We start from the raw sequence: 25,430 nt of genomic DNA, 5'->3' as shown, positions 1-25,430 counted from the left end.
GACGCGGAGCGGTAGCATCGCGCAAGGGGGCGCGCAATGACACCCGTTAACCCTTTCGTCATCATCCTCCGCGTCGAGCCCTCAGGGAACGGGCAAGAGGCTGCCATTACCCTCCACCCGCCTTATGGTGTCCGGCGCAGAGCGGCATCTCGTATGGACTCCCGCAGGCGTATGCTGGCGGGGGAGCGCATGGACGTCACCATGGCCCCGATGCCCGGCCGGCCGGGCATCGGGGCTGGATCGCGGCCCCAGCGCGCAAAGACGAACTCGCCAAGATCAGGCACGCCAAGATCAAACACGCCAAGATAAGGATGACCCCCATGCGGAAAACCAAGCCCATCGTCGCGGCGCTTCTCGCCGGCACGGCCCTGCTGGCGCAAGGCGTGGCCGCCTCCGCCTGCACCTCGCTGATCCTGAAGGCGAAGGATGGCGGCGTCGTCTACGGGCGCACCATGGAATTCAGCCTGCCGATGCGGTCGCAGGCCATGGTCATGCCGCGCAACATCGCGCTCGCCGGCACCGGCCCCTCGGGCGCGGCGGGCACGGGCCTGAACTGGACCGGCAAATATGCGGCTGTCGGCCTCAACGGCGTGGGCGAGAAGATCTTCGTGGACGGCATGAACGAAAAGGGCCTCGCCGGCGGCCTGCTCTATCTGCCCAATCTCGCGCAATTCCAGGAGGTCTCGGCGGCGGAGGCGAAGACATCCATCGCCTCGTTCGAGATGCTCACCTATGTGCTCACCTCCTTCGCCACGGTGGCGGAAGTGAAGGCGGCGCTGCCCAAGATCAAGGTCAACCAGGCGCCGCAGGCCACCTTCAAGGGGCCGGTGCCCACGCACATGACGCTGCATGACGCCACCGGCGCCAGCCTGGTGGTGGAATATGTGGGCGGCGCGCTGCACATGTACGACAACCCCACCAGCGTGCTCACCAACGCCCCAGCCTTCGACTGGCAGATCACCAATCTCGGCCAGTATGTGAACCTGTCGCCGGTGGAGCCGAACCCCATGACGGTGGGGCCGCTCACCATCGCCCCACCCTCCACCGGCGCCGGCCTGCATGGCCTGCCGGGCGACACCCTCTCGCCCTCGCGCTTCGTGCGGGCGTTCTTCTTCTCCCGGAACGCGCCGCAGCCGGCCACCACCGAGGAGGGGCTGACCACCCTTCACCACATCATGAACGCGTTCGACATCGCCCCCGGCTCGGTGGTGACAAAGGCCGATTCGGCGGCCGGCGGCGGGGTCTCCGGCGACGAAACCACGGAGTGGACCGTCTACGCCGACCTGAAGAACCTGCGCTATACGTTCAACACCTATGACAATCCGAACCTGCAGGTGATCGATATGGCGAAGGTGAAGCTGGAGGGCAAGGAGCCCCGCCTGTTCCCCCTCGCCAGCACGCCGGTGATGACGCCGATCGGCCAGTGATCACGAAAAGGACGTGATGGCGAAGGCGTGATCCCGGCCGTCGCGCACAGACGCTGTGAGACGCCGTCACGCGATGTGATCGCGCGGCGCGCCGGGGAATGCTAAGCCATCACAAGACCGGGGCGGGCCCGAGGTCCGCCCCTTGACGCACGAGGATCCATGTCGCGCAAGTATTTCGGGACCGACGGGGTGCGCGGACGCGCCAATGCAACGCTCACCGCCGATATCGCGCTTCGGGTCGGCATGGCCGCCGGCCTCGTTTTCCGGCGCGGCGAGCACCGGCACCGGGTGGTGATCGGCAAGGACACCCGTCTGTCCGGCTACATGATCGAGAACGCGCTGGTGGCGGGCTTCACATCGGTGGGCATGGAGGTGCTGCTGCTCGGCCCCATGCCGACGCCGGCGGTGGGGCTGCTCACCCGTTCCATGCGCGCCGACCTCGGCGTGATGATCTCGGCCTCGCACAATCCGTTCGACGACAATGGCATCAAGCTGTTCGGCCCGGACGGCTTCAAGCTGTCGGACGAGGTGGAGCGCGAGATCGAGAGCCTGATCGACCAGGACCTCTCCCGCCGCCTCGCCAAGCCCGAGGAGATCGGCCGCGCCCGCCGGCTGGAGGGCGTGCACGCCCGCTACATCGAATATGCCAAGGGCACCCTGCCCCGCGACCAGACATTCGAAGGCCTCAGGGTGGTGGTGGACTGCGCCAACGGCGCGGCCTACCGGGTCGCGCCCGAGGCCTTGTGGGAGCTTGGGGCGGACGTGGTCGCCATCGGCGTCGAGCCGGACGGGCTCAACATCAATCGCGACGTGGGCTCCACCTCCCCCGAGGCCCTCAGCGCCAAGGTGCGGGAAGTGCGGGCCGACATCGGCATCGCCCTCGACGGCGACGCCGACCGGGTGATCCTGGTGGACGAGAAGGGCCATCTGGTCGATGGCGACCAGCTCATGGCGGTGGTGGCCGAAAGCTTCAAGGCGGACGGGCGCCTCACCGGCAATGGCATCGTCGCCACCGTCATGTCGAACCTCGGCCTGGAACGCCACCTGGCGGCGCAGGGCATCGGCCTCGCCCGCACCGCCGTAGGCGACCGCTATGTGCTCGAACGCATGCGGGCGGACGGCTACAACGTGGGCGGCGAGCAGTCCGGCCACCTCATCCTTACCGATTTCTCCACCACCGGCGACGGCCTCGTAGCGGCGCTGCAGGTGCTCGCGGTGGTGGCGCGTCAGGGCCGCCCGGTGTCGGAGATCTGCCACCGCTTCGACCCCCTGCCCCAGGTGCTGAAGAACGTGCGCTACGGCACCGGCATGCCGCTGGATGACGCCAATGTGCAGACCACCATCGCCGACGCCGAGCGCCGGCTCTCCAATCGCGGCCGGCTGCTCATCCGCCGCTCCGGCACCGAGCCGGTGATCCGGGTGATGGGCGAAGGCGACGATCGCGACCTGGTGGAAGAGGTGGTGGACGACGTCATCGACGCCCTGAAGCGCGCCGCCGCCTGAGCGGGCGCCGACTCCGCTGCCCGACACGCCGGCCCCCGATACCGTCTCTCCGGGAACGGGCATGGCTCCGTCGCGACTTCAAACCGCGCAGTGGACGCGTCCGCCGTTCGGCGGATGCGTGGGCGCTCGCGCGCCGGACCTCGGTCCGCCCGTGGAGACATCCGCGCATCCGTGCGGCATGTCTTCACGCGAGGGATAGAGCGCGTCATGTGAAGAAGGCGGCCCCAGGGCAAAGATCTACAGGCCTTTTCCACCCCGCCCTTAACGTGCCGTCAGGGTTAATTCCACTTTAAGCATCCCGTGCGAATCTTGCCCCATTGAAGCGGCAATGCAGTGGGTGCGTGATGTGGCGTTTGGTTCCCGTTCTGGCGGCGGCCCTTTTTCTTCTCCCGGCGACGGCCGCACGGGCTGCCGACGCACCGCTCACCCTCGGCAAGACCGGTGACTTCTCCCTCGCCCCGCCGGATGTGACGGAGGATGCCGCTTCGGGCTGGTACCTGCGGGCCGACGCCGGATATGTGGCCGGATATGTGGACGGCTCGCTGAACACCCTGTTCGTGGATTCCCTGCCCAGCGGCGGTTCCGGCACCGCGTCCGGCTGGTCCGTCGGCGCCGGCCTCGGCTATCGCTTCACCCCCTGGCTGCGGGCCGACGTGGGCATCGACTATCTCGACCTCGGCGGGGTCGACACCGTGCTGGGGCACTTCAGCGCGCAATCCACGGTCGCCCTCGCCAGCCTGTACTGGGACATCATCACCCTCGCCGGCTTCACGCCCTATGTCAGCGGCGGCGCCGGCTTCGCCATCGACCAGATCGCGCCGCCCGCCTTCCTCCCCGCACCGGGCAACGACTGGCGCTTCGCCTGGAGCCTGGGGGCCGGCGTGTCCTATGCGCTGTCGAGCGCCTGGACCATCGACCTTGGATATCGCTATGTGAACCTCGGTGCGCCGGACCTGCCCGGCCTGCCGGGGATCGGCATCGACGCGCTCGGCGGTCATCAGCTGCGCATCGGCGTGCGCTATAGCCTCGGCGAGTGAGAACGGCGCGGGAGTTTCAGATAATGGCTGAGAGCAAGCCGCTGGTGGCCATGGTGGGCGACCTGAAAGACGAGTGCGAGCTGCCCTATTTCATGGTGGGCGAGAAATATGTCCGCGCCGTCTATGATTTCGCGGACTGCCTGCCGGTGATGGCCCTGCCGGTGATGGCACCCGACGCCTTCGCCCAAGACATTGCCCAAGACATTGCCACCCTCATCGACCGCGTGGACGGCTTCTTCTTCACCGGCAGCCCCTCCAATGTGCATCCCAGCCACTGGAACGGGCCAGAGGATGCGCCGGGCCCGTTCGATCCGGCCCGCGACCGGTTCGCGCTGGCGCTGATCCGGGCGGCGGTGGCGCGGGGCATCCCGTCGCTGTTCATCTGCCGGGGCTTCCAGGAATTCAACGTGGCCCTCGGCGGCACACTGCATGCGCGCCTTGCCGATGTGCCCGGCCGCATGGGCCACCACGCGCCGGAAGAGGGGCCGCTCGACCTCCAATATGGTCCCCTGCACGAGGTGGAGCTGACGGCGGGCTCGCCCCTGGACGGGGTGTTCGGAGCCCGGCGGTTCGCGGTCAATTCCCTGCATTACCAGGGGCTGGACACGGTGGGCGCCGCCCTGTCCGTGGAGGCCCTCGCCCCCGATGGCACCATCGAGGCGGTCTCCCTGCGCGACCACCCCTTCGCCGTGGGAGTGCAGTGGCATCCGGAATACAAGCCGGCCCAGTCGGCCCCCAATGCGCGGCTGCTGGCCGCCTTCGGCGCCGCCGTGCGCGCCGGCCGCTGACACCGGGACCGCTCGGGCTGAGCACCGCGTCTCAGCCCTGGGCCCGCCGTCCCGAGATTGATCCAGCCGCTTGCGAAGGCCGCCCATTCGGCGTTGGATCTCGCCTATCGATTGGCGGGAGACCATGATGACTGGTCCTGTTCGGAAGAAGGGCATGCCACGCTTGGCAGCCAACTGGTCCCGCGTCGCGGTGGCGGCGGTGTTCGGCTGGTCCACGGCGATCCTGCCAGCGCAGGCGCAGGCGCCCGCCGGGGACGGAACCACGCCCGCCGTCAACAGCCCGGCGGCGCCCGCCGCACCCGAGACCCAAGCCCAACCCACGCCCCCGGCGGCATCCGCCGCCCAACCCACGCCCCCGGCGGCATCCGCCGCCCAGGCCCCGGAACAGGCGCCGGACCTCTACACCCTGTCCGAGCTGGAATATCTGCTGGCGCCGGTGGCCCTCTATCCGGACCCGCTGCTGGCGATCCTGTTCCCGGCGACGGCCTTTCCCGACCAGTTGGTGGCCGCCTACACATGGGCAAAGCGCAACCCCAACACCGCGCGCCACGGCGACCTGTCGGCGCTTGACGGCAAGCCGTGGGACAGTTCGGTCAAGGCGCTGACCCGCTTCCCCGATGTGCTCAAGCAGCTCTATGAGCACATGGAGTGGGCCGAATCCCTCGGCTTCGCCTTCATCCGCCAGCCGCAGGACGTCTCCAACACCATCCAAATGCTGCGTGCCCAGGCGGAGAAGGCCGGCAATCTCGCCTCGACGCAGCAGCAGGTGGTGTCCACGCGCGAGGTTTCCGGCCAGCGCACCATCTATATCGCGCCGGCCAATCCGGAGCGCATCTACGTTCCGGTCTACAATCCGAGCACGGTGTTCAACACGTTTGCCGCCGGCGCCCTCGGCTTCGGGGTTGGCGTGCTGGTGGGCTCGAGCTGGAACAACCGCTGGGGCTGGAACAATCGCGGCTGGAACACCATCTGGGTGGCGCCGCCGGCTTGGCGTCCGCCGCCCCATTGGGGCTGGGGCCCCGGCGGTCAGCCCGGCCCGCGCCCGCCCAATTGGGGCCCCGGACACCGCCCACCCGCGTGGGGTCCTGGACAGCGCCCGCCGCCGAACTGGGGGAACGGCCCCTGGCGGCCGGAACGGCCCGGCTCGGGACGCCCCGAAGGCCGCCCGCCGCAGCGGCCGGGCGGCGGCCAGTGGCCGGGCAATCGCCCGGGCGGAAACCGTCCCATCATCAATCGGCCGGAAATCAACATCAATCAGCCGGGCAACAGCGGCAACATCATCAATCGGCCGAACATCAACCGGCCGAACGTCAACCGGCCGGAGATCCCTCCCGGCGCGAACCGGCCGAACATCAACCGACCGGACAACCGGCCCAATGTAAACCGGCCGAACGTCAACCGACCGGACAACCGGCCCAATGTGAAGCGCCCGAACGTCAACCGGCCCAATGCCGGCCAGAACCGTCCGGCCAGCAGGCCGAACGCGGGCCAGCACCGGCCAGCGCAGCGGCCCCAGGCCCAGCGGCCGACGCAACGCGCGAAGCCGCATCAGAATGCGCGTCCCCGTCAGCAGGGGCGGCCGCACCAGAATGCGCGACCACAGAACCCCCGCCGGAACAACTGATCGCGGCGGACGATCCGGCGGTCCATGGGCGCCGCCCATGGACCGCGCCTTGTCCTGAACGCGGATAACTCGGGCGGGAAGCTGGCGCGCGCGGCGCCGGGATGCGCCTGACGCGCGGCCGCGCCTGACGATTGTCTTGCCGCGCCCCGCCGAGCCTGCGAAAAGGCGCGGTCATGATCGTTCTCGACGATATCTCCCTGCGCCTCGCCGGCCGCCTGCTCATCGACCACGCTTCCGTGGCCATCCCGGAAAATGCCCGCGTGGGCGTGGTGGGCCGCAACGGCTCGGGCAAGACCACTTTGTTCAAGGCCCTGGTGGGCGAACTGGAGCTGGAAAGCGGCGCCATCCGCCTGCCGAACCGCACCCGCATCGGCCGCGTCGCCCAGGAAGCGCCCGCCGGCCCGGACAGCCTCATCGACCGCGTGCTGGCCGCCGACACCGAGCGCGCCGCGCTGCTGACCGAGCGCGAGACCACGGCCGACCACATGCGCATCGGCGACATCGAGGCGCGCCTCATCGACATCAACGCCCATTCGGCGCCGGCGCGGGCGGCCACCATCCTCGCTGGCCTCGGCTTCGACGAGAGCGCGCAGAGCCGCCCCTGCTCGGAGTTTTCCGGCGGCTGGCGCATGCGCGTGGCGCTTGCCGCTTTGCTGTTCACCGAGCCCGACCTGCTGCTGCTCGACGAACCCACCAATTATCTCGACCTCGAAGGCACCCTTTGGCTCCAGGACTACCTTGCGCACTATCCGCGCACCGTCATCCTCATCAGCCATGACCGCGATCTGCTCGACAGCTCGGTGGACCACATCCTGCATCTCAGCGGCCAGAAGCTGACGCTCTACAAAGGCGGCTTCACCTCGTTCGATCGCCAGCGGCGCGAGCGGCTGCTGCTCGACCAGAAGGCGCGCAAGAAGCAGGAGACGCAACGGGCGCACATGGAAGCGTTCGTGGCCCGCTTCCGCGCCAAGGCCACCAAGGCCAAGCAGGCCCAATCCCGCCTGAAGGCCCTTGCCCGGCTGGAGCCGCTGGCCGCCCAGGTGAGCGAGGATGCCGCCGCCATCTCCATCCGCCACCCCGAACGCATGCTCTCCCCACCCATCGTGGTGCTGGAAAAGGCGTCGGTGGGCTATGTGCCGGGCAAGCCGATCCTGCGCAATCTCGATCTGCGCATCGACGAAGACGACCGCATCGCCTTGCTTGGCCCCAACGGCAACGGCAAATCCACCTTCGCCAAGCTGCTGGCGGACCGATTGTCCACCGACAGCGGACGCATGGTGCGCGCCGACAAGCTGGAGGTGGCCTATCTCGCCCAGCACCAGCTCGACGAGCTGCGCCCCGACGACAGCCCCGCCGAGCATGTGCGCCGGCTGATGCCCGACGCCCCCGAAGCGCGGGTGCGGGCGCGCGCGGCGGAGATGGGCTTTTCCGGCGGCGCCGGCGACACCAAGGTCTCGGCCCTTTCCGGCGGCGAGAAAGCGCGGCTGCTGCTGGGCCTTGCCACCTTCAAGGGGCCGCATTTGCTCATCCTCGACGAGCCCACCAACCATCTGGACATCGAGGCCCGCGCGGCGCTGATCGAGGCGCTCAACGACTTTCCCGGCGCGGTCATCCTCATCTCCCACGACCGCTATCTGCTGGAGGCCTGCGCCGAGCGGCTGTGGCGCGTCAGCGGCGGCACCGTGAAGCCCTATGACGGCGACCTCGACCAGTATCGCCGCGAGGTGCTTTCCAAAGCCGATGGCGACCGCATGACCAGCGAGGGCCGCAAGGACAAGGCCGAGGCCAGGGCGGACCCGGCGGCCCCCGAGCCCAAGCGCCGCATCGCCACCGGTCCGCTCAAGAAGCGGATCCGCGAGCTGGAAGCACAGGTGGCGAAGCTGGAAAAGGACATCGCCGGCCTCGACACCCGGCTGGCCGAGCCGAGCCTGCACGCCAAGGCGCCGCTCGACGCCGCCCGTTTCGCCAAGGACCGCAACAGCGCCGCCGAGGCCCTCGCCAAGGCCGAGGAGGAGTGGCTAACGGTCAGCTCCGAGCTTGAGGCGGCCGGGGGATAACCCAGGCCGAGCGAATCACCCACATCGACCGCTGTACGCGACCGAGGCGGGGGCCGAAGACCCGGGCATGGAATCGCGTCACGAATCGGCGTGCCGTAACCCGCGCGGGGCACCCGGCGGCGCCGCCGGGTGCCTACACCGCGCCCGCGCCATCGCCCGCGCTCCGCGCCAGCTCCAGCAGCGCCGCCGCCGCCCGCGAGTGATAGCGATCCGCATGGCGCAAGGCGTAAAAGCTGCGTGGCGGCAGCGACAGGGGCAGGCGCGCCAGGGTGCCGGCGGCCAGTTCGGAGCGCGCCACCAGATCCGAAATCACGGTGGCGCCCGCCCCGGCGATCACCGCGCTGAGCACCGCTTCGTTTGACGGCAAATCCAGCACCACCTTGAGACGGTCCGGCGCGATGCCCGCCCGCGCCAGGGCGCTTTCGAACATCTGCCGGGTGCCGGACCCCGCCTCCCGCAGCACAAACGGCAGGTCCAGCAATTCTTCCGGCCCGATCCGCTCCCGTCCGACCCAGGGGTGCGACGCCGCCACCACCAGCACCAGCCGGTCGCCGGGAATGGGGCTGCGGGCCAGCAGCACCTCATTCACCTCCCCCTCCACGAAGCCGAGGTCCACCTCGCCCTCCAGCACCGCCGCCGACACCTGGGCGGTGTTGCCCACGGACAGGGACAGCTCGATTTCGGGATAGAGCACATGGAACCGATAGAGCAGCGGGCCAAGCCAATAATTGGCGATGGTCTGGCTGGCCTTGAGGGCGAGTCGGCCGCGCTTGAGGCCGGAAAAGTCGGCGAGCACGGTCCGTGCCGCCTCCACCCGCGCAAGAATGGCGCGGGCCTCCGGCAGGAAGCCCGCGCCGGCGTCTGTCAGCTCAATTCGCCGGCCCACCCGATGAAACAGCGCAACCCCGCAGGAGGCTTCCAGCGCCGCCACCGAGGCGCTCACCGCCGATTGCGTCATATGGAGCCGCTCGGCGGCCCGCGTCATGTGCAGGTGTTCGGCCACCAGGACGAACACCCGCAACTGTTCCAGCGTCATCGGCCCATCATCGTCAGCTCATGAAGGTGGCGATGAGGATAAAGCTCAGCGCCGAGATGAAAAGCCACGCCGCGGCACCCAGCATCAGCGGCCGCACCCCCTTCATCCGCAGCTTGCGGATGTCGGTTTCCAAGCCCATGGCGCCCAAGGCGACCGCCAGCAGGAAGGTGGTGAGCGTCACCAGGGTGCTTTTCACCTCGACCGGGATCACCCCCGCGCTATTCACCATCACCATGGCGATGAAGCCGAACACGAACCACGGCACCGGCGGCCGAGCATGATGGGCGTCGTCCCCGCCGCGCGCCCGCCACAGGGCGACCGCGCCCAGGCCCAGCACCAGCGGCGCCAACAGCATCACCCGCGACAGCTTGGCCACGGTGCCGAATTCGCCGGCCTGCTGGCCGCCCTGGAACGCGGCGGCCACCACCTGCGCCACCTCGTGGATCGAAGCGCCGGTCCACAGGCCGTAGGCATGGGCGTCAAACCCGGTGAACGGCAGGAGCGCCGGCATCAGCACCATCGAGAGCGAGCCGAAGACCGTCACGCAGGCGACCGCATAGGCCACATCCTCGTCCGAGCCGCGCGTGACCGTATTGGTCGCGATCACCGCCGAGGCGCCGCAGACCGCGGTTCCGGCCGCGATCAGTTCCGACAGCTTCGCATCGACCCCCATCAGCCGGCCCAGCCAACGGGTCCCGAAAAAGGTGGCCGCCAGCGTGATTGCGACAATCGAGAAGCCCACGAGGCCCACCGTCCGGACCTGGGCGAAGGTGAGTTGGAGGCCGAGCAGCACGATTGCGAATCGCAGCACGCGCCGCAAAGCGAATTTCACCCCGGCGCCCGCCGCCCGTGGCGTGCCGACGAGATTGTGGAACGCCATGCCGACCAGGATGGCGATGACCAGCGGGCTGACCAGCCCCAGCCCCGGCATAAGCCGCACGGCATAAGCCGCGGCTGCGATGACGCAGGTCAGCGCAAGCCCGGGGACCACGCCCTCCCGCAGGTGGTGCACGACCCGTTTGTGGCGCGCGGGCAGCGCCTCGGCCGGCACTGCTGCTCCCTGTGGATGATCAACCATGATGATGCCCTCACGTTCTGCGGCGCACCATCACGCATCGGCATTCATCGATCAAACACGTTATATTTCTACATTCAATTATATTTTTCGATTGATTGCCATGGTGCCGTGGGGCGCTCACCCCGAGCCCCAGCGTCAGGCCCGGCCTTCCGGGCGCCCAGGCTTTTGCCGAAGCGCGCCAGCGCGTCCCTCCGCAGCGCGCCGCCATGAGGGCGATCCGCGCGAGCGGGATCTGCCGCTCACTTTGCCACCGAAATTGCAATCTGACCGGTCCCCGATGCCAGCTCGGCCAGCGATGCGGCGCACACGACGCGACCGACGCCGCACCAAGATGAGCGCCCCGCACGGGCAGCGCGCCTCACCGGGATCAGGCACTGCGGTTCGACGCCCGCCGCCTGAGGGAGCGCACAACAAAAAGGCCGGGCGTTGCGGCCCGGCCTCCCAACCTGCGAAAATCTCCGCAGCTCAATGGCCAGCGGGCGCGGCGAAGCCGCGTTCCAACGCCTCGGCCACCTGCTCAAGATCCGCCAAGTGACGCTCCGCGCGCTGGAGGGCGTCGTCGCCCTGGGCGTCCGCCACGTCTTCCTTGGCGTCCGCGATCTGCTGACGCAGCGCCGCCGGCTCGATCTCTTCCACCGCCTTCGCCTCTTCGGCGAGGATCGTCAGGCCACCGGTGTTCACTTCGGCAAAGCCACCCCGCACGAAATAGCGCTTCGGCGCGCCTTCCGCCTTGATGGTGAGAATGCCCGGCTTCAGCGTGCCGATGAACGGCGCATGCCCCGCCAGCACACCGAACTCGCCTTCGGCGCCCGGCACGATCACTTCGGTCACCGCGCCGGAGAACACCAGCCGCTCGGGCGAAACGAGTTCAAAGGATAAGCGCGCCATGTTCGTCTCCGGTTCCTTGCATCTCCGGTCTCCGGCCCCGGATGGCCCCGCTGCGGGCGAGCACCCCGAACCGCGTCCAAGACCCGGCCCGGCGCCGACCCGCGCCGATTATCTCTTACCTGGCACGACCAAGGCACGGCACGGGGCCCCAAAGCCGCCTCGAACCGACCAACGGGCCGCCCCTGGACCGCCTGTAACCCGCGACCGCCGGTTTCCCAAGTACAGGGACGAGAACCGACGTCCGCGTCGCCGCACCCTACAAACACTACCGTCGCGACCCGGACCAGCCGGGCCGCGACGTGTCGGCATCGAAACTCAGGCCGCCTCAGCCGCCAGCTTCTTGCCCTTTTCGATCGCCTCTTCCATGGAACCGACCATGTAGAAGGCCTGCTCGGGCAAATAGTCGTACTTGCCTTCCACCAGCCCCTTGAAGCCGGCGATGGTGTCCTTGAGGTCCACCAGCTTACCGGGCGAGCCAGTGAACACCTCGGCCACATGGAACGGCTGCGACAGGAAGCGCTCGATCTTGCGGGCGCGGGCGACGGTGAGCTTGTCCTCTTCGGACAGTTCGTCCATGCCCAGGATCGCGATGATGTCCTGAAGCGCCTTGTACCGCTGCAGGGTCTGCTGGACCTGACGGGCGGTGTTGTAATGCTCCTCGCCGAGAATGGCCGGCGACAGCATGCGCGAGGTGGAGTCGAGCGGATCCACCGCCGGATAGATGCCCTTTTCCGCGATCGAGCGCGACAGCACGGTCGTGGCATCCAGATGGGCGAAGGAGGCGGCCGGCGCCGGATCGGTCAGATCGTCGGCCGGCACATAGATCGCCTGCACCGAGGTGATCGACCCCTTGGTGGTGGTGGTGATGCGCTCCTGCAGGGCGCCCATGTCCGTGGCCAGGGTCGGCTGATAGCCCACCGCGGAGGGAATGCGGCCGAGCAGAGCCGACACTTCCGAACCGGCCTGGGTGAAGCGGAAGATGTTGTCCACGAAGAACAGCACGTCCTGGCCCTGGTCGCGGAAATACTCGGCGACCGTCAGGCCGGTGAGCGCGACGCGGGCGCGGGCGCCCGGAGGTTCGTTCATCTGCCCGTACACGAGCGCGCACTTGGATCCCTCGGCGGAGCCGTTGTGCTCCTTGGGGTCCTTGTTCACGTTGGACTCGATCATCTCGTAATAGAGATCGTTGCCCTCACGGGTGCGCTCACCGACGCCCGCGAACACGGAATAACCGCCGTGCGCCTTGGCGACGTTGTTGATGAGCTCCATGATGAGCACGGTCTTGCCCACGCCGGCACCGCCGAACAGGCCGACCTTGCCGCCCTTGGCATAAGGCGCGAGCAGATCCACCACCTTGATCCCGGTGACGAGGATCTCGGCTTCCGTCGCCTGATCGGCGTAGGAGGGCGCCGGCTGGTGAATGCCGCGCTTCTGCGTGAAGGTGATGGGCCCCAGCTCGTCCACCGGCTCGCCGATCACGTTCATGATGCGGCCGAGGGTGCCATCGCCCACCGGCACCTCGATGGAGCCATCGGTGTCGACGACTTCCTGGCCGCGCACGAGACCCTCGGTGGCGTCCATGGCGATGGTGCGCACGGTATTCTCGCCGAGGTGCTGGGCGACTTCGAGGACCAGGCGATTGCCCTGGTTGGTGGTCTCCAGCGCGTTGAGAATCGCCGGCAGGTGGCCGTCGAACTGCACGTCGACGACGGCGCCGATGACCTGGGTGATGCGTCCGACCTTGTTCGCCATTTTCGTCGTCCTTCGTATCTTCGGTCGCGAGGCGTCAGAGGGCCTCGGCGCCAGAGATGATCTCGATGAGTTCCTTCGTGATCATGGCCTGGCGGGTGCGGTTGTAGGTGAGCGTCTGCTTCTTGATCATGTCGCCCGCGTTGCGGGTGGCGTTATCCATGGCGCTCATTTGCGAGCCGTAGAAGGACGCCTGATTCTCCAGCAGCGCGCGGAAGATCTGCACCGCGATGTTGCGCGGCAGGAGATCGGCAAGGATCTCTTCTTCCGTAGGCTCGTATTCATAAACCGGCCCAGCCTCGGCGCTGTCGCGCTCGGGGAAGGTCGCGGGAATGATCTGCTGGGCCGTGGGCACCTGCTGGATCACGCTCTTGAAGTTGGAATAAAAGAGCGTGCAGACATCGAACGCGCCCGCGTTGAGCAGCTTCAGCACCTTGGAGCTGATCTCGTGCGCTTCCTTGAAGCCGATGGTGCGCACCGCGCGCAGGTCCACCACCTCGAGGATGCGGTCGGGATAGACCCGGCGCAGCTGTTCGGCGCCCTTGCGGCCGACACAGAGGATCTTGACCTCCTTGCCTTCCGCGAGCAGCAACTGCGCCCTGTCGCGCGCCATGCGCGCGATCGAGCTGTTGAAGGCGCCGCACAGTCCGCGTTCGCCGGTGCACACCAGCAGCAGATGCGTCTGGGTTTTACCGGTTCCCGCCAGCAGAACCGGCGCCTGGGAATTGCCCACAATGCCCGCAGCAAGGTTGCCCAGCACCGTCTCCATGCGCTCGGCATAGGGCCGGGCGGCTTCCGCCGCCTGCTGGGCACGACGCAGCTTCGCCGCGGCGACCATTTGCATCGCCTTGGTGATCTTCTGCGTCGCTTTCACCGAAGCGATGCGGTTTCTTAGGTCCTTCAGACTCGCCATCGCGCCCGTCCGTCAGGTTCGAGGAACTATCAGGAGCCGCTCAGGCGAAGCTCTTGGCGAAGGCGTCGAGGGCCTTCGCCAGCTTCTCGGCGGTGTCCTTGGACAGCTCCTTGGAGGTCCGGATGGCCTCGAGGATCTCGGGATGCTGCGAGCGGAGCGCCAGCAGCAGGCCCTGTTCGAACTCCCGCACCTTGGAGACCGGCAGCGGATCCAGATAGCCGTTGGTGCCGGCGAAGATCACCGCCACCTGCTCCTCGACCTTGAGCGGCGCGAACTGGCTCTGCTTGAGCAGCTCTGTGAGGCGGGCGCCACGATTGAGCAGCTTCTGGGTGGAGGCATCGAGGTCCGACCCGAACTGCGCGAACGCCGCCAGCTCACGATACTGGGCGAGCTCGCCCTTGATCTTGCCGGCCACCTGCTTCATCGCCTTGATCTGGGCCGAGGAGCCCACGCGCGACACCGACAGGCCGACGTTCACCGCCGGGCGAATGCCCTGGTAGAACAGATCGGACTCAAGGAAGATCTGGCCATCGGTGATGGAGATCACGTTGGTCGGAATGTAGGCCGACACGTCGTTCGCCTGGGTCTCGATGACCGGCAGGGCGGTCAGCGAGCCGGCGCCGTTGGCGTCGTTCAGCTTGGCCGCGCGCTCCAGCAGACGGGAGTGCAGATAGAAGACGTCGCCGGGATAGGCCTCGCGGCCCGGCGGGCGGCGCAGCAGCAGCGACATCTGGCGGTAGGCCACGGCCTGCTTGGACAGGTCGTCATGGATGATGAGCGCGTGCATGCCGTTGTCACGGAAGTACTCGCCCATGGCGGTGCCGGTGAACGGCGCCAGGAACTGCATGGGGGCCGCGTCGGAGGCGGTGGCGGCGACGACGATCGAATATTCGAGCGCGCCGTGCTCTTCCAGCACCTTCACGAACTGGGCGACGGTGGAGCGCTTCTGACCCACCGCGACATACACGCAGTAGAGCTTGGCCTTCTCGTCGGTGCCCTGGTTGATGGGCTTCTGGTTCAAGATGGCATCGAGCGCGACCGCGGTCTTGCCGGTCTGACGATCGCCGATGATGAGCTCGCGCTGGCCGCGGCCGATCGGGATCAGCGCATCGATGGCCTTGAGGCCGGTCTGCATGGGCTCATGGACCGACTTGCGCGGGATGATGCCAGGGGCCTTCACGTCCACGCGGCGACGCTCGGTGTATTCGATCGGGCCCTTGCCGTCGATCGGATTGCCGAGGGCGTCCACGACGCGGCCCAGCAGACCCTTGCCCACGGGCGCGTCCACGATGGCGCCGGTGCGCTTGACGGTCTGGCCTTCCTTGATCTCACGGTCGGAGCCGAAGATCACGATACCGACGTTGTCGATTTCGAGGTTCAGCGCCATGCCGCGGGTGCCGTTCTCGAACTCCACCATCTCACCGGCCTGGACATTGTCGAGGCCGTAGACGCGGGCGATGCCGTCACCGACGGAGAGAACCTGACCGACCTCGGACACCTCGGCGTCCTGGCCGAAATTCTGGATCTGCCCCTTGAGGATGGCGGAAATTTCAGCGGCTCGAATGTCCATCAGCGGACCTCTTTCATCGCATGCCGGATAGAATTGAGTTTGGTCTTCAACGAAGCGTCGACCATGCGCGAGCCAAGCTTCACAATGAGACCACCGAGGATGGACGGGTCGACGCTGACGTCGAGGCGCACGTCCTTACCAGTCTTTTGAGCCAGCGTGTCCTTCAGCTCGGCGAGATGCGCGTCGCTCAAGGGCTGCGCCACCGTCACCTGCGCCGTGGTCTCGCCGCGCTTGGCAGCGACCAGGTCGGTGAAGGCGACAATCATTTGCGGAAGCGCGAACAGGCGACGATTTTGCGCCACCAGCTTCACGAAATTGCCCGCAAGGCCGCCAATCCCGGCCTTTTCCAAAATGGCTGTCATGGCGGAAAGCTGCACATCGGCCGTGAAGACAGGACTCTTCACCAGCCGCGCCAGATCCGCACTTTCGGCAATGAGGGCCGACAGGCGATCGAGATCCGTTTTCACGGAATCAATGGCGCCGGCTTCATCCGCCAGTTCGAACAGCGCGGTCGCGTAGCGCCCCGCCATGCCTGACACGATCGTATCCGCCACCCGCACCTCTCTCGGATTTGCAGCCGCCCCCCGGGCAGGTTTGCCCCGGCTATGACCCAAACCCTTGATCTGTTGGGAATATTATAGGGTGATCTCGCCAGCGGGCGAAACCCCACCTTGGAAATCCCGGGTTGCCTAACACAGGCGGATCAAGGCGGCAACATGACCGAAGGATGGCGCCTAGGCCGCATTGCCGCACCGGGAGCATCACGTTGCCATCGCGGACGCACCCAGGGATGCAGCCGGACGCCCCCGCAGTCGCGCCATGGGGAGCAAATCCCGGCGCCGAGACAGAGCCCGAAGCCGCATAAATAAACGAAAATGCCAACCCGGCCCCCGCGCGGCGCGCGCGCCCGGCGGCGCCGGCAAAGCGCAACCGTTGCTCGAATGCAGCGCCGTCCCCATTTACGAAAACGCCCCCGCTCAAAGATTGAGCAGAGGCGTCCGTGTGCGCTCATTTTCGGCACCCCGATGGGGTTCCGGGGGTCAGTTGGCCTGGGTGGTCTTGCTGGGAGTCGCGGGGAAGGCCGCGTTCTTCACGGTGCCCTGCATCAGCTCGACGGCCAGCTTGAGCTGAGTGTCGTCCTTCGGGTCCGGCGGCACATAGGAGGGCGAACCCGCCTGCTCGTCGTCACCGTTCTTCAAATGGCCCTTGAGGGACGCCTCGCCGCGCGTGGTGTCGCCGGTAGCCCCGAACTTGGCCTTCACCTCGTCGGGCATGTCCTGCGCCAGAACGATGTCCGGCTCGATGCCCTTGGCCTGGATGGAACGGCCGGCGGGGGTGTAGTAGCGCGCCGTGGTCAGCCGCAGCGCCCCATTCTGGCCGAGCGGGATGATGGTCTGAACCGAGCCCTTGCCGAAGGTGCGCGAGCCGAGCACGGTGGCCCGCTTCTGGTCCTGAAGCGCGCCCGCCACGATCTCCGAGGCGGAGGCCGAGCCGCCGTTCACCAGCACGATCACCGGCTTGCCCTTGGTGAGGTCGCCGCCGCGCGCGTTGAAGCGCTGCGTCTCCTCGGGATTGCGACCGCGGGTCGAGACGATCTCGCCGCGATCCAGGAAGGCGTCGGACACCGCGATGGCCTGATCCAGCAGGCCGCCGGGATTGTTGCGCAGATCGATGATGTAGCCCTTGAGCTTGTCCGGGCCGATCTCGGCGGTCAGGTCGTCGATGGCCTTCTTCAGGCCGTCGAAGGTCTGCTCGTTGAAGGAATTGACGCGGATATAGGCGATGTCGCCCGACTCCACCCGCGAGCGCACCACCTTGATCTTGATGGTGTCGCGCGTGACCTTGAGGTCCAGCGGCTTGTCGGCGCCCTTGCGGACGATGGTGAGGGTGATGGGCGTGCCCACGGCACCGCGCATCTTGTCCACCGCCTCGTTCAGGCTCAGGCCCTGCACCGCCTCGCCGTTGAGCTTGGTGATGAGGTCGCCGGCCAGCACGCCGGCCTTGGCGGCGGGCGTATCCTCCATGGGCGCGACCACCTTCACCAGGCCGTCTTCCATGGTCACCTCGATGCCGAGGCCGCCGAACTCACCCTTGGTCTGCACCTGCATGTCGCGGTGATTCTTCGCGTCCATGTAGGAGGAATGGGGATCAAGCGACTGCAGCATGCCGTTGATGGCGGATTCGATCAGCTTCGAATCCTCCGGCTTCTCCACATAGTCCGAGCGCACCCGCTCGAACACGTCACCGAACAGGTTGAGCTGACGGTAGGTGTCCGAAGACGCCGCTTCCGCCGCGGTGCCGAGAAGGGCGCGCGGTTGCACGGCGGCGACCGCCACCAGAGCGCCGGCCGCAACGCCGAAGAGAAATAGGGATGTCCGACGCATTATCCGCGCACCTTCCGACTGTCCGTTGCCGCCCACCAGGGGGCGGGATCGATGGAGTTCCCGTCCTTACGAAATTCAACATACAATTGGGGCTGTCCCGAGGCTGTGCCAAGGGGCAGGCCGCCAATTGGGGCGCCGCCGACAGGCGCGGCGCCAGCCGCCGCAGGGCTCATCCGCGCGAGGCCACCCATAATCCCCACCGGCTCCCCGGCAAGCACGAACTGGCCGAGGTCCACGGTGATCTTTTCCATGCCCGCCATCAAGATATGGTATCCGTCGCCGGCGTTGATAATCAAGAGTTGGCCATAGCTGCGGAACGGTCCGGCATAAACCACCCAACCATCGGCTGGCGCCGTTACCTGGGCACCGGCGCGGGTGGCGATGCTGAGCCCCTTGGCCGCCGCGCCCACATCGTCCGGAGCGCCGAAGTCGCGCACCCGCACGCCCGCAACCGGTAGCGGCAGCAGGCCTTTGGCCTCAATGAAGGGGACCGCCGGGGCGATCCGCGCCGGGTTCTGCAGGGCCGCAAGGTCGGACTTCGCCGCCGCCGAGGGGCTCGGCGCCGCGCGGGCCGCGTCGGCTGCGCGGGCGGCGGGCGGCGCCTCGCTCTCCATCCGGGTCACGAGATCGTGCACATCGGTAGAGGTCTTCGCCACCGAATCGACCTGGGCCTTCTCACCCTGCGGCAGGGGATGGGCCTCCGCCTGCCGGCGCTGGCGCTCGCCGACAAGGGCGGCAAGGCGCTTCTTGTCCTGGTCCAGCGCGGTCCGCAACTGGCCAAGGCTCTCCCGCGCCGCCGTAAGCTCGCCGCGCACCCGCACCAGGTCGGAGAGGTCGGCGGCCAGGGTCTCCGCTTCCACCCGCAGCTCGGGCAGAAGCGCCCCCAGCAGGATCGCCGAGCGCACCGCGTCGAGCGCATCATCGGGCCGCATCAGCAGCGCCGGCGGCGGATTGCGCCCCATGCGCAGCAGCGCCGCCAGCACCTCCGCGAGCACGTCGCGCCGCTTGGCGAGGGACGCCGAGAGCTGCGCGGCGGATAGATCGAGGGCGCCGATACGCCCCTCCACGTCGATCAGTTGCAGCTCCACCGCCCGCGACCGGTCGGCGGTCTCCAGCAGCAGGGTGTTGAGCTTGGCACGGTCGCCCTTGGCGGCATCCAGCTCGGCGGCGATGCGCTTCTGAAATTCGGCGCTGCCCCTGACATCGGCCTTGAGCGCATCGGTATCGAGGCCGCGGCGCACCGGAGACGCCGGCGGCAGCGGCACCCGCAAGGGCGGCCGCGCGGCCCCCTGCGCCCCGGGGGCCGGCGCGAACGGCGCCGGGGCCGGGGGCACACCGGGGGCGTCCTGGCCACGGGCCGTCGTCACCGGCCCGGCGAGGCCGATGGCGCAGGCACACAGCAGCAGCCCGGATCTCCGCATCATGAACCAATGCTTAAGGCGGCAGGGTTGATGAGACGTAAAGGCCGTCACGCCGCGCGGCAATTCCGCCGGACCCGCGCGCACGCCGCCCGGTGGCGCGGACGCACGCCCCGGCGCGGGGGCATCACCCACACGTGCCGCAGCACCCCGTATAACACCACCCGCGCCCCGCCTCAGGACGGGGCGCGGACCGGTGCGCTCAGGCCGTCTCCAGGCTTTCCAACTCGGAGATCATGCCGTCGATCAGCGACAGGCCGGTCTGCCAGAAGGCCGGGTCGCGGGCATCGAGGCCGAACGGAGCGAGCAACTCCGAATGGTGCTTGGTGCCGCCCGCCGCCAGCATCGCCAGATAGCGCTCCGCAAATCCGTCCGCCGCCTTCTCATAGACCGCGTACAGCGAGTTCACGAGGCAGTCGCCGAACGCATAGGCGTAGACATAGAAAGGCGAGTGGATGAAGTGGGGAATGTAGGTCCAGAAGGTCTCATAGCCCGCCCCGAGATTGATGGCCGGGCCGAGGCTCTCCCCCTGCACCTTCATCCAGATCTCGCCGATGGCCTCGGCGGTCAGCTCGCCGTTGCGGCGCTCGGTGTGGACGTGGCGTTCGAAGGTGTAGAAGGCGGTCTGGCGGACCACCGTGTTGATCATGTCCTCCACCTTCTGGGCGAGCATGATCTTGCGGGCGCGCGGCGTCTGCGCCTGGTCGAGGAGCCGGCGGAAGGTCAGCATCTCGCCGAACACCGAGGCGGTTTCGGCCAGCGTCAGCGGGGTCGGCGCCATCAGCGCCCCCTGGCGGGCGGCAAGCACCTGGTGCACGCCGTGTCCGAGTTCATGGGCGAGCGTCATGACGTCCCGCGGCTTGCCCTGGTAGTTGAGCAGCACATAGGGATGGGCCGACGGCACGGTGGGATGGGCGAAGGCGCCGGGCGACTTGCCGGGACGCACCGGCGCGTCGATCCACCCCTTGTCAAAAAATACGCCGGCGATGTCCGCCATCTTCGGCGAGAAGGCGCCATAGGCGGACAGCACGGTGTCCCTGGCCTCGCGCCAGCCGATGTCGGCGGTCTCCACCTTGGGCAGGGGCGCGTTGCGATCCCAGAATTCCAGCTTGTCCTTGCCGAACCAGCGGGCCTTCAGCGCGTAATAGCGGTGCGAGAGGCGCGGATAGGCGCCGCGGATGGCCTCCACCATGGCATCCACCACCTCCTTCTCCACCCGGTTGGACAGGTGGCGGGCGGAGGCGACATCCGGAAAGCCGCGCCAGCGGTCGGAGATCTCCTTGTCCTTGGCCAGGGTGTTGGTGATGAGGGAGAACAACCGCAGATTCTTGGAAAAGGTATCGCCCAGCGCGAGACCGGCGGCGCGGCGGACCTCTTCCTTGGTGTCCTGCATGAGGTTCAAGGTCGGCTCGATGGCGAGTTCCTGCCCGTTCACGCTGAAACGCAGGGAGGCCATGGTCTCGTCGAACAGCCGGCCCCAGGCGGAGCGGGACGGGCTCGACTTCTCGTGGAAGAGCTGCTCGATCTTGTCGTCGAGCTGGTAGGGCTTGTCCTTGCGCAGGTCCTCGACCCAGGGCCGGTAATGGGCGAGCGCCGGGTCCGCCATCGCCGCTTCCAGCGCCGCGTCGTCGAGCCGGTTCAGCTCCAGGGCGAAGAACAGAAGATGGGTGGAGGCGTCGGTCAGGCGCTCCTGGATGTCGCCATAAAACTTGGCGCGGGCCGGATCGGACGTGTCGCCCGCATAGATCAGGCTGCCATAGGAGGCGATTCGGCCGATGAGGTCGTCGATCTCCTCATAGCGCGTCACCGCCGCGGCCAGGGCGGCCCCGGCCTCGGTGCCGGCGAGCATGGCGGCGAGCTTGCCCTTGTAGGCCTCCGCGAACGCCTTGCACTCGATATCCGCCTTGATGAGGTCGGCTTCCAGCTCCGGCGCGTCCATGGCCGGGTAAAGATCGGACAGGTTCCACTCGGGCAGCGTTTCCGCGGCGGCCACGGCGCCCCCGGCGGCGGCCGCATGGACCTGGCCCCGTTGGGCGACCATGCCCCCGTCCGCCCTCTCGGGCGCATGGACGGACAGCTCGGCGGGGCGACGATGAAGCGACATGGAACCTCCGGCAAGATCAGGACGGGCGCCTGCGGCACCCTCAATAGCTCGGGGGCCACGATCACCTCAATGGCGCCGCGCCGCAACCCGCCACGCGCCGCCCCCGCCACACGGCCCGCCCCGCTGGCTGCCCCGCCGCGGCGGCACACGAATGCGTGACACTCAGACTTGCTTAACCAACACCCGCCAAGCTGGACCTGTTTCGCACCCCGCCGGATTCCCATGAAACCCTTGCTGCTGCTGGTCGAAGATGACCCTCTCGAAGCGCGCCGCCTCGAATCGGCCCTGCTCCAGATGGGCTATGACGCCACCCTCGCCCGCGACGGCGACGCGGCGCTGGCCCTCATGGAACGCATGGCGTTCGACGTGGTGCTGCTCGATCTGGTGCTGCCGGAACTGGACGGCATGGGCCTGTTGGGCGCCATGAAGGCGCGCGGCATCGCCACGCCGGTGGTGGCGGCGGTGACCGCCGCGGGCCTCGACCTGGCCGCCTCCGCCATCCGCGCCGGGGCACGGGATTTCGTGGTGAAGCCCGCTGGAGCGCTGCGCCTGCGGGTGGCCCTCGCCAATGCCATCGCGCTGGGCGCCATTGGCGGCCCGCAGCCGACGGCGGTGGCGCGCGAGGCCCAGCCCCCGCGCGATGCGCAAACGCCGCGCGAGCGCGTTGTGACGCTCCGCGACGCCCGCGCTCCACACGAGAACGTCGTGACGCTCCATGCGGTCGGGCAGGCCCCCTCGCCTGCCCCGCAGCCCGCGCCCTTCCTCGATCAGACAGGCCATGTGCGGCCGCTCGAGGACATCGAGGAAAAGGCGATCCGCTTTGCCTGCGCCCTCTACGGCGGACGACTCACGGAGGTGGCGCGTCGGCTCGGCATCGGCCGCTCCACCCTTTATCGCAAGCTTTCGCGGCTCGGCCTTACCGCCCAGGAGGGGGCATTCGCCCACCTCGGAGCGGTGCCACCGCACCATCTGGAACCGATAGCAGCCCATATTGTTGCCGCTGAGTGACAAGCGCGCGAAAACCCCGCGCGCCTCACGCTTGTGAGTTGATCGGGGGCATCGGCCACGGCACCAGAACATGCGGGACAGCGGCGAGGAGAAGACCATGGGGGTCACAACCACACGGCACACCGGGCACGCCATCGCGCCCACCCGCCACCACGACGGCAGGCTCGCCCGCCGCGTAGGCGCCAGCGTCATCAGCCTTGCCCTCGCCTTGTCCTGGCTTCCGGCGGCCGAGGCCGGACCGGGCGACGCGCCCTTGAGCCCGTCGCCAGCGGCCGCCTCGGCGCGCGCGCTGCTCAACGGCCCGCGCCCGACCGCGCCCACCACCAACAATGCCGGCATGGGCACCGCCGACCCGCCCCGGCAGGCCGAAGCCGCCCCGGTGAATGCTCTGCCCGTGAATGCCCCGCCCGTGAGTGCCGTCCCCGTGACGGCCACGGGAGCACCCCGGCCAGCGACGGCGTATCCGAGCGCGAGCGGTATCGATGCCGCCGGCAACGGCGAGTCCCCGGCTCAGGCCGTGGCCACCCGGCCGGCGCCGCAAGCCCTCCCCATCGCCCCGGCCGCGCCGCGCGCCGACGCCATGCCGGCGGCGCCCCTCGCGCCCGACCACGCCGAAGCACCTGCCCCACCCCGCGCCGCGGCGTCGAGCAGCCAGGGCGCCGCCAACCAGACCGCGCCCGACCTCGCGCCCAACGGCCCGCCGGTGGCCACGCCCCAGAGCGCGACCGCTCCGGTGGCGCCGCCCGCGCTCGCGCCGGCTCATGCCGCCGCGATGCCGGTTGCGCCGGCCCAGCCTCCGGCGGGCCAGACGGCGGCCCAGAGCAATCCGCCACCGCCGGCCCCAGCGCAGGCGACCCCGGCTCAAGCAGCGATCGGCGCCCCGGCACCGGCGGTGGCCGGGATCGCGGGGCCGCTGGCGCCGGTGGCCGAGGCCATCGCCGTGCAGCTCGCGCAGCCCACCGGCCTCGGCGCGACCAAGAAGGAAACGGAAGCCCTGGTGGCCTTCTACGGCGCCCGCCAGGGCCTGCCCGCCTTCGTCGATGAGCGGGGCGTGAACGCCCGTGGCACGGCGGTGCTCGCCCGCCTCTCCCTCGCCGAAGAGGACGGGCTCGACCCGGCCGACTATGGCGTGACCAAGCCGCCACGCGGCGCCGATGCCGCGACGCTCGCGGCGACCGAACTGCGCCTGGCGGTCGCGGCGCTGACCTATGCCCGTCACGCCCAGTCAGGCCGCTTCGATCCCAACCGCATCTCCGAGATGGTGACCCCCACCCGCGAGATCCCCGATCCGGCGGCGGTGCTCGCCACCCTTTCGACCGTAGCGGACGTCAACGGGACGCTGGCGGCCTTCAACCCGCCCCACACCGGCTACAAGGCCCTCAAGGCAAAGCTCGCCAGCCTGAGCCAGCCGAAAGGTCCGGCCCAGGTCGCCATTCCACCCGGCGAACTGTTGAAGCCCGGCGACAGCGATGCTCGCGTGCCGGCCCTGCGCGCACGCCTCGGCCTGCCCGGCGCGCGCGGCGACCTCACCTATGATCCGGCCCTCGTCACCGCCGTGAAGGCGTTCCAGGACAGCGTGCGGCTGAAGCCCACCGGCGTGCTGGGCGCGGCCACCGTGACCGCCCTCAACCGGAGCGTCTCGGCGGCGCCGAGCGCGGAGACGAAGGCCGACATCATCGCCAATATGGAGCGCTGGCGCTGGCTGCCGCGCGACCTCGGCGCCTATTATGTGTGGGTCAACATCCCCGAATACCTGGCCCGCATCCACGAAGGCGACGCGGTGATCCACGAGACCCGCATCGTGGTGGGCAAGAAGGAGACGCCCACGCCGCTCCTCAGCCAGGACATGCGCTATGCGGTGGTGAACCCGGCCTGGAACATCCCGCCGTCCATCGCCCGCAACGAGATGATGCCGCTGCTGCGCTCCGACCCTTCCGCCCTGCAGCGGCGCGGCATCGAGGTGGTGCGCAACGGCTCCGGCGGCTACACCTTCCGCCAGTCGCCGGGAGAGCGGAACGCCCTCGGCCGCATCAAGTTCATGTTCCCCAACGACCACTCGGTCTATCTCCACGACACGCCGTCCAAGGCGCTGTTCGAGCGGGATCAGCGCGCCTTCAGCCACGGCTGCATGCGCGTTCAGGACCCGCTGGAGTTCGGCGAGGCGCTGTTCAACATCGGCCTGCCGGGCGAGAACTGGACCGCCCAGCGGATCGGCAAGATGTTCGGCGGCAAGGAACGCTACGTCACCCTGAAGCAGCGCATTCCGGTGCATGTGGTCTATTTCACCACTTTCGTGAACGCCGCCGGCCGGCTGGAGACCCGCGACGATCTCTACGGCATCAACGCCGAGGTGAAATCGCGGCTCGGCCTCGGCGCCGCCAAGCGCCGCATGGCCGACGGCGGTACCCCCGCCCGCAGGTGATTCGCACGGCCGCCCGGCGCCCCATACCCGGCGGCCGCCGCGCCCTGCGGCACACCTCAAGCCGCCCCGTCGAGACCTTCTGACGACACGGCCTCTATCCCACAACAGACTGAAAACATTGGATAGCAAGAGCGCACGGCGCGCCGACGGCCTTTGCGTCACGACCAGGTTCGCGCGCTTTTGCCGCAGATCCACGAGCCTCGCATCGGCCTGATCGCCTTGCCTATGGCGTTTCCGTCACAGCCCCGCACCAGCTTCCAGCACGTTTTCGCCATACTCCGCCGGTAGCCACGGTGGTGTGGGATGTCACGACGGCGTGACCATCATGGGTGCCATGCGTCGGAGGGAGTGGATGTCAATTCGCCCTTAACCGAACCCGGCAAGACTCCGTTAGCTACACGTCGCGGTTCGCCGCGGCGCCAAC

Annotated in this window: 18 protein-coding genes; 8 read left to right on the top strand and 10 right to left on the bottom strand. The window is 68.5% G+C overall.

Annotated features, from left to right (window positions below):
- Positions 1-320 precede the first annotated feature (320 nt).
- From HUW53_RS02740 to HUW53_RS02715, 6 genes are all read left to right on the top strand, one after another.
- Positions 321-1,427 carry a linear amide C-N hydrolase gene (locus HUW53_RS02740; protein WP_237344206.1) on the top strand — a complete coding sequence of 369 codons (1,107 nt, stop codon included), beginning with the start codon at positions 321-323 and terminating at the stop codon, positions 1,425-1,427.
- Between the two features lie 159 nt (positions 1,428-1,586).
- Positions 1,587-2,930, top strand: coding sequence for a phosphoglucosamine mutase (glmM, locus tag HUW53_RS02735; protein ID WP_237344205.1), 1,344 nt, complete (start codon positions 1,587-1,589; stop codon positions 2,928-2,930).
- 344 nt (positions 2,931-3,274) lie between these two features.
- Entirely contained in the window at positions 3,275-3,967 is a 693-nt protein-coding gene (locus tag HUW53_RS02730; protein ID WP_237344204.1) for an outer membrane protein, read from the top strand.
- Positions 3,968-3,990: 23 nt separating this feature from the next.
- The gene (locus HUW53_RS02725) at positions 3,991-4,755 is read left to right on the top strand and encodes a gamma-glutamyl-gamma-aminobutyrate hydrolase family protein (protein ID WP_237344203.1); all 765 of its coding nucleotides are present in this window, start codon (positions 3,991-3,993) and stop codon (positions 4,753-4,755) included.
- Positions 4,756-4,909: 154 nt separating this feature from the next.
- Positions 4,910-6,379 carry a DUF3300 domain-containing protein gene (locus HUW53_RS02720; RefSeq protein ID WP_237344202.1) on the top strand — a complete coding sequence of 490 codons (1,470 nt, stop codon included), beginning with the start codon at positions 4,910-4,912 and terminating at the stop codon, positions 6,377-6,379.
- A 173-nt stretch (positions 6,380-6,552) separates the two neighbouring features.
- Complete coding sequence (locus HUW53_RS02715; protein ID WP_237344201.1) at positions 6,553-8,436, top strand: ABC-F family ATP-binding cassette domain-containing protein; 1,884 nt, start codon at positions 6,553-6,555, stop codon at positions 8,434-8,436.
- Positions 8,437-8,569: 133 nt separating this feature from the next.
- Here HUW53_RS02715 and HUW53_RS02710 read toward each other — a convergent pair whose 3' ends face one another.
- The 10 genes from HUW53_RS02710 to HUW53_RS02665 form a co-directional block, all read right to left on the bottom strand.
- Positions 8,570-9,472, bottom strand: a complete 903-nt coding sequence (locus HUW53_RS02710) for a LysR family transcriptional regulator (RefSeq protein ID WP_237344200.1) — start codon at positions 9,470-9,472, stop codon at positions 8,570-8,572.
- A gap of 13 nt (positions 9,473-9,485) precedes the next feature.
- Positions 9,486-10,550, bottom strand: coding sequence for a YeiH family protein (locus HUW53_RS02705; protein WP_237344199.1), 1,065 nt, complete (start codon positions 10,548-10,550; stop codon positions 9,486-9,488).
- 465 nt (positions 10,551-11,015) lie between these two features.
- A complete protein-coding gene (locus HUW53_RS02700) occupies positions 11,016-11,438 on the bottom strand; it encodes a F0F1 ATP synthase subunit epsilon (RefSeq protein ID WP_237344198.1) in 423 nt (140 codons plus the stop codon).
- A 315-nt stretch (positions 11,439-11,753) separates the two neighbouring features.
- Complete coding sequence (gene atpD, locus HUW53_RS02695; protein WP_237344197.1) at positions 11,754-13,190, bottom strand: F0F1 ATP synthase subunit beta; 1,437 nt, start codon at positions 13,188-13,190, stop codon at positions 11,754-11,756.
- Between the two features lie 34 nt (positions 13,191-13,224).
- Entirely contained in the window at positions 13,225-14,100 is an 876-nt protein-coding gene (locus HUW53_RS02690) for a F0F1 ATP synthase subunit gamma (protein WP_237344196.1), read from the bottom strand.
- Between the two features lie 40 nt (positions 14,101-14,140).
- Positions 14,141-15,670, bottom strand: a complete 1,530-nt coding sequence (gene atpA / locus HUW53_RS02685) for a F0F1 ATP synthase subunit alpha (RefSeq protein WP_237344195.1) — start codon at positions 15,668-15,670, stop codon at positions 14,141-14,143.
- Entirely contained in the window at positions 15,670-16,230 is a 561-nt protein-coding gene (locus HUW53_RS02680; RefSeq protein ID WP_370877756.1) for a F0F1 ATP synthase subunit delta, read from the bottom strand. Before HUW53_RS02680 ends, atpA begins: the two co-directional genes overlap by 1 nt.
- A 480-nt stretch (positions 16,231-16,710) precedes the next feature.
- Positions 16,711-18,057, bottom strand: a complete 1,347-nt coding sequence (locus HUW53_RS02675) for a S41 family peptidase (RefSeq protein WP_237344337.1) — start codon at positions 18,055-18,057, stop codon at positions 16,711-16,713.
- Positions 18,054-19,478 carry a murein hydrolase activator EnvC family protein gene (locus HUW53_RS02670; protein WP_237344194.1) on the bottom strand — a complete coding sequence of 475 codons (1,425 nt, stop codon included), beginning with the start codon at positions 19,476-19,478 and terminating at the stop codon, positions 18,054-18,056. The genes HUW53_RS02675 and HUW53_RS02670 overlap by 4 nt, the downstream gene beginning before the upstream one ends.
- A 196-nt stretch (positions 19,479-19,674) precedes the next feature.
- Complete coding sequence (locus tag HUW53_RS02665; protein ID WP_237344336.1) at positions 19,675-21,513, bottom strand: M3 family oligoendopeptidase; 1,839 nt, start codon at positions 21,511-21,513, stop codon at positions 19,675-19,677.
- A gap of 285 nt (positions 21,514-21,798) precedes the next feature.
- Here HUW53_RS02665 and HUW53_RS21930 point away from each other — a divergent pair, with 285 nt between their 5' ends.
- Together HUW53_RS21930 and HUW53_RS02650 are read left to right on the top strand one after the other, a co-directional pair.
- Positions 21,799-22,584 carry a response regulator gene (locus tag HUW53_RS21930; RefSeq protein ID WP_307499574.1) on the top strand — a complete coding sequence of 262 codons (786 nt, stop codon included), beginning with the start codon at positions 21,799-21,801 and terminating at the stop codon, positions 22,582-22,584.
- Between the two features lie 97 nt (positions 22,585-22,681).
- Entirely contained in the window at positions 22,682-25,006 is a 2,325-nt protein-coding gene (locus HUW53_RS02650; protein WP_237344193.1) for a L,D-transpeptidase scaffold domain-containing protein, read from the top strand.
- Positions 25,007-25,430: the final 424 nt, after the last annotated feature.

The sequence above is a fragment of the Xanthobacter agilis genome, from assembly GCF_021730435.1.
GTDB lineage: Bacteria > Pseudomonadota > Alphaproteobacteria > Rhizobiales > Xanthobacteraceae > Xanthobacter > Xanthobacter agilis.
This window is presented reverse-complemented; position numbering and strand designations above follow the sequence as displayed.

Bases quoted from the DNA above. Each gene is read 5' to 3' on its own strand.
- HUW53_RS02740 (WP_237344206.1), top strand. From the start codon at position 321: ATGCGGAAAACCAAGCCCATCGTCGCGGCGCTTCTCGCCGGCACGGCC.
- glmM (WP_237344205.1), top strand. From the start codon at position 1,587: ATGTCGCGCAAGTATTTCGGGACCGACGGGGTGCGCGGACGCGCCAAT.
- HUW53_RS02730 (WP_237344204.1), top strand. From the start codon at position 3,275: ATGTGGCGTTTGGTTCCCGTTCTGGCGGCGGCCCTTTTTCTTCTCCCG.
- HUW53_RS02725 (WP_237344203.1), top strand. From the start codon at position 3,991: ATGGCTGAGAGCAAGCCGCTGGTGGCCATGGTGGGCGACCTGAAAGAC.
- HUW53_RS02720 (WP_237344202.1), top strand. From the start codon at position 4,910: ATGCCACGCTTGGCAGCCAACTGGTCCCGCGTCGCGGTGGCGGCGGTG.
- HUW53_RS02715 (WP_237344201.1), top strand. From the start codon at position 6,553: ATGATCGTTCTCGACGATATCTCCCTGCGCCTCGCCGGCCGCCTGCTC.
- HUW53_RS02710 (WP_237344200.1), bottom strand. From the start codon at position 9,472: ATGACGCTGGAACAGTTGCGGGTGTTCGTCCTGGTGGCCGAACACCTG.
- HUW53_RS02705 (WP_237344199.1), bottom strand. From the start codon at position 10,550: ATGGTTGATCATCCACAGGGAGCAGCAGTGCCGGCCGAGGCGCTGCCC.
- HUW53_RS02700 (WP_237344198.1), bottom strand. From the start codon at position 11,438: ATGGCGCGCTTATCCTTTGAACTCGTTTCGCCCGAGCGGCTGGTGTTC.
- atpD (WP_237344197.1), bottom strand. From the start codon at position 13,190: ATGGCGAACAAGGTCGGACGCATCACCCAGGTCATCGGCGCCGTCGTC.
- HUW53_RS02690 (WP_237344196.1), bottom strand. From the start codon at position 14,100: ATGGCGAGTCTGAAGGACCTAAGAAACCGCATCGCTTCGGTGAAAGCG.
- atpA (WP_237344195.1), bottom strand. From the start codon at position 15,670: ATGGACATTCGAGCCGCTGAAATTTCCGCCATCCTCAAGGGGCAGATC.
- HUW53_RS02670 (WP_237344194.1), bottom strand. From the start codon at position 19,478: ATGATGCGGAGATCCGGGCTGCTGCTGTGTGCCTGCGCCATCGGCCTC.
- HUW53_RS02665 (WP_237344336.1), bottom strand. From the start codon at position 21,513: ATGGTCGCCCAACGGGGCCAGGTCCATGCGGCCGCCGCCGGGGGCGCC.
- HUW53_RS21930 (WP_307499574.1), top strand. From the start codon at position 21,799: ATGAAACCCTTGCTGCTGCTGGTCGAAGATGACCCTCTCGAAGCGCGC.
- HUW53_RS02650 (WP_237344193.1), top strand. From the start codon at position 22,682: ATGGGGGTCACAACCACACGGCACACCGGGCACGCCATCGCGCCCACC.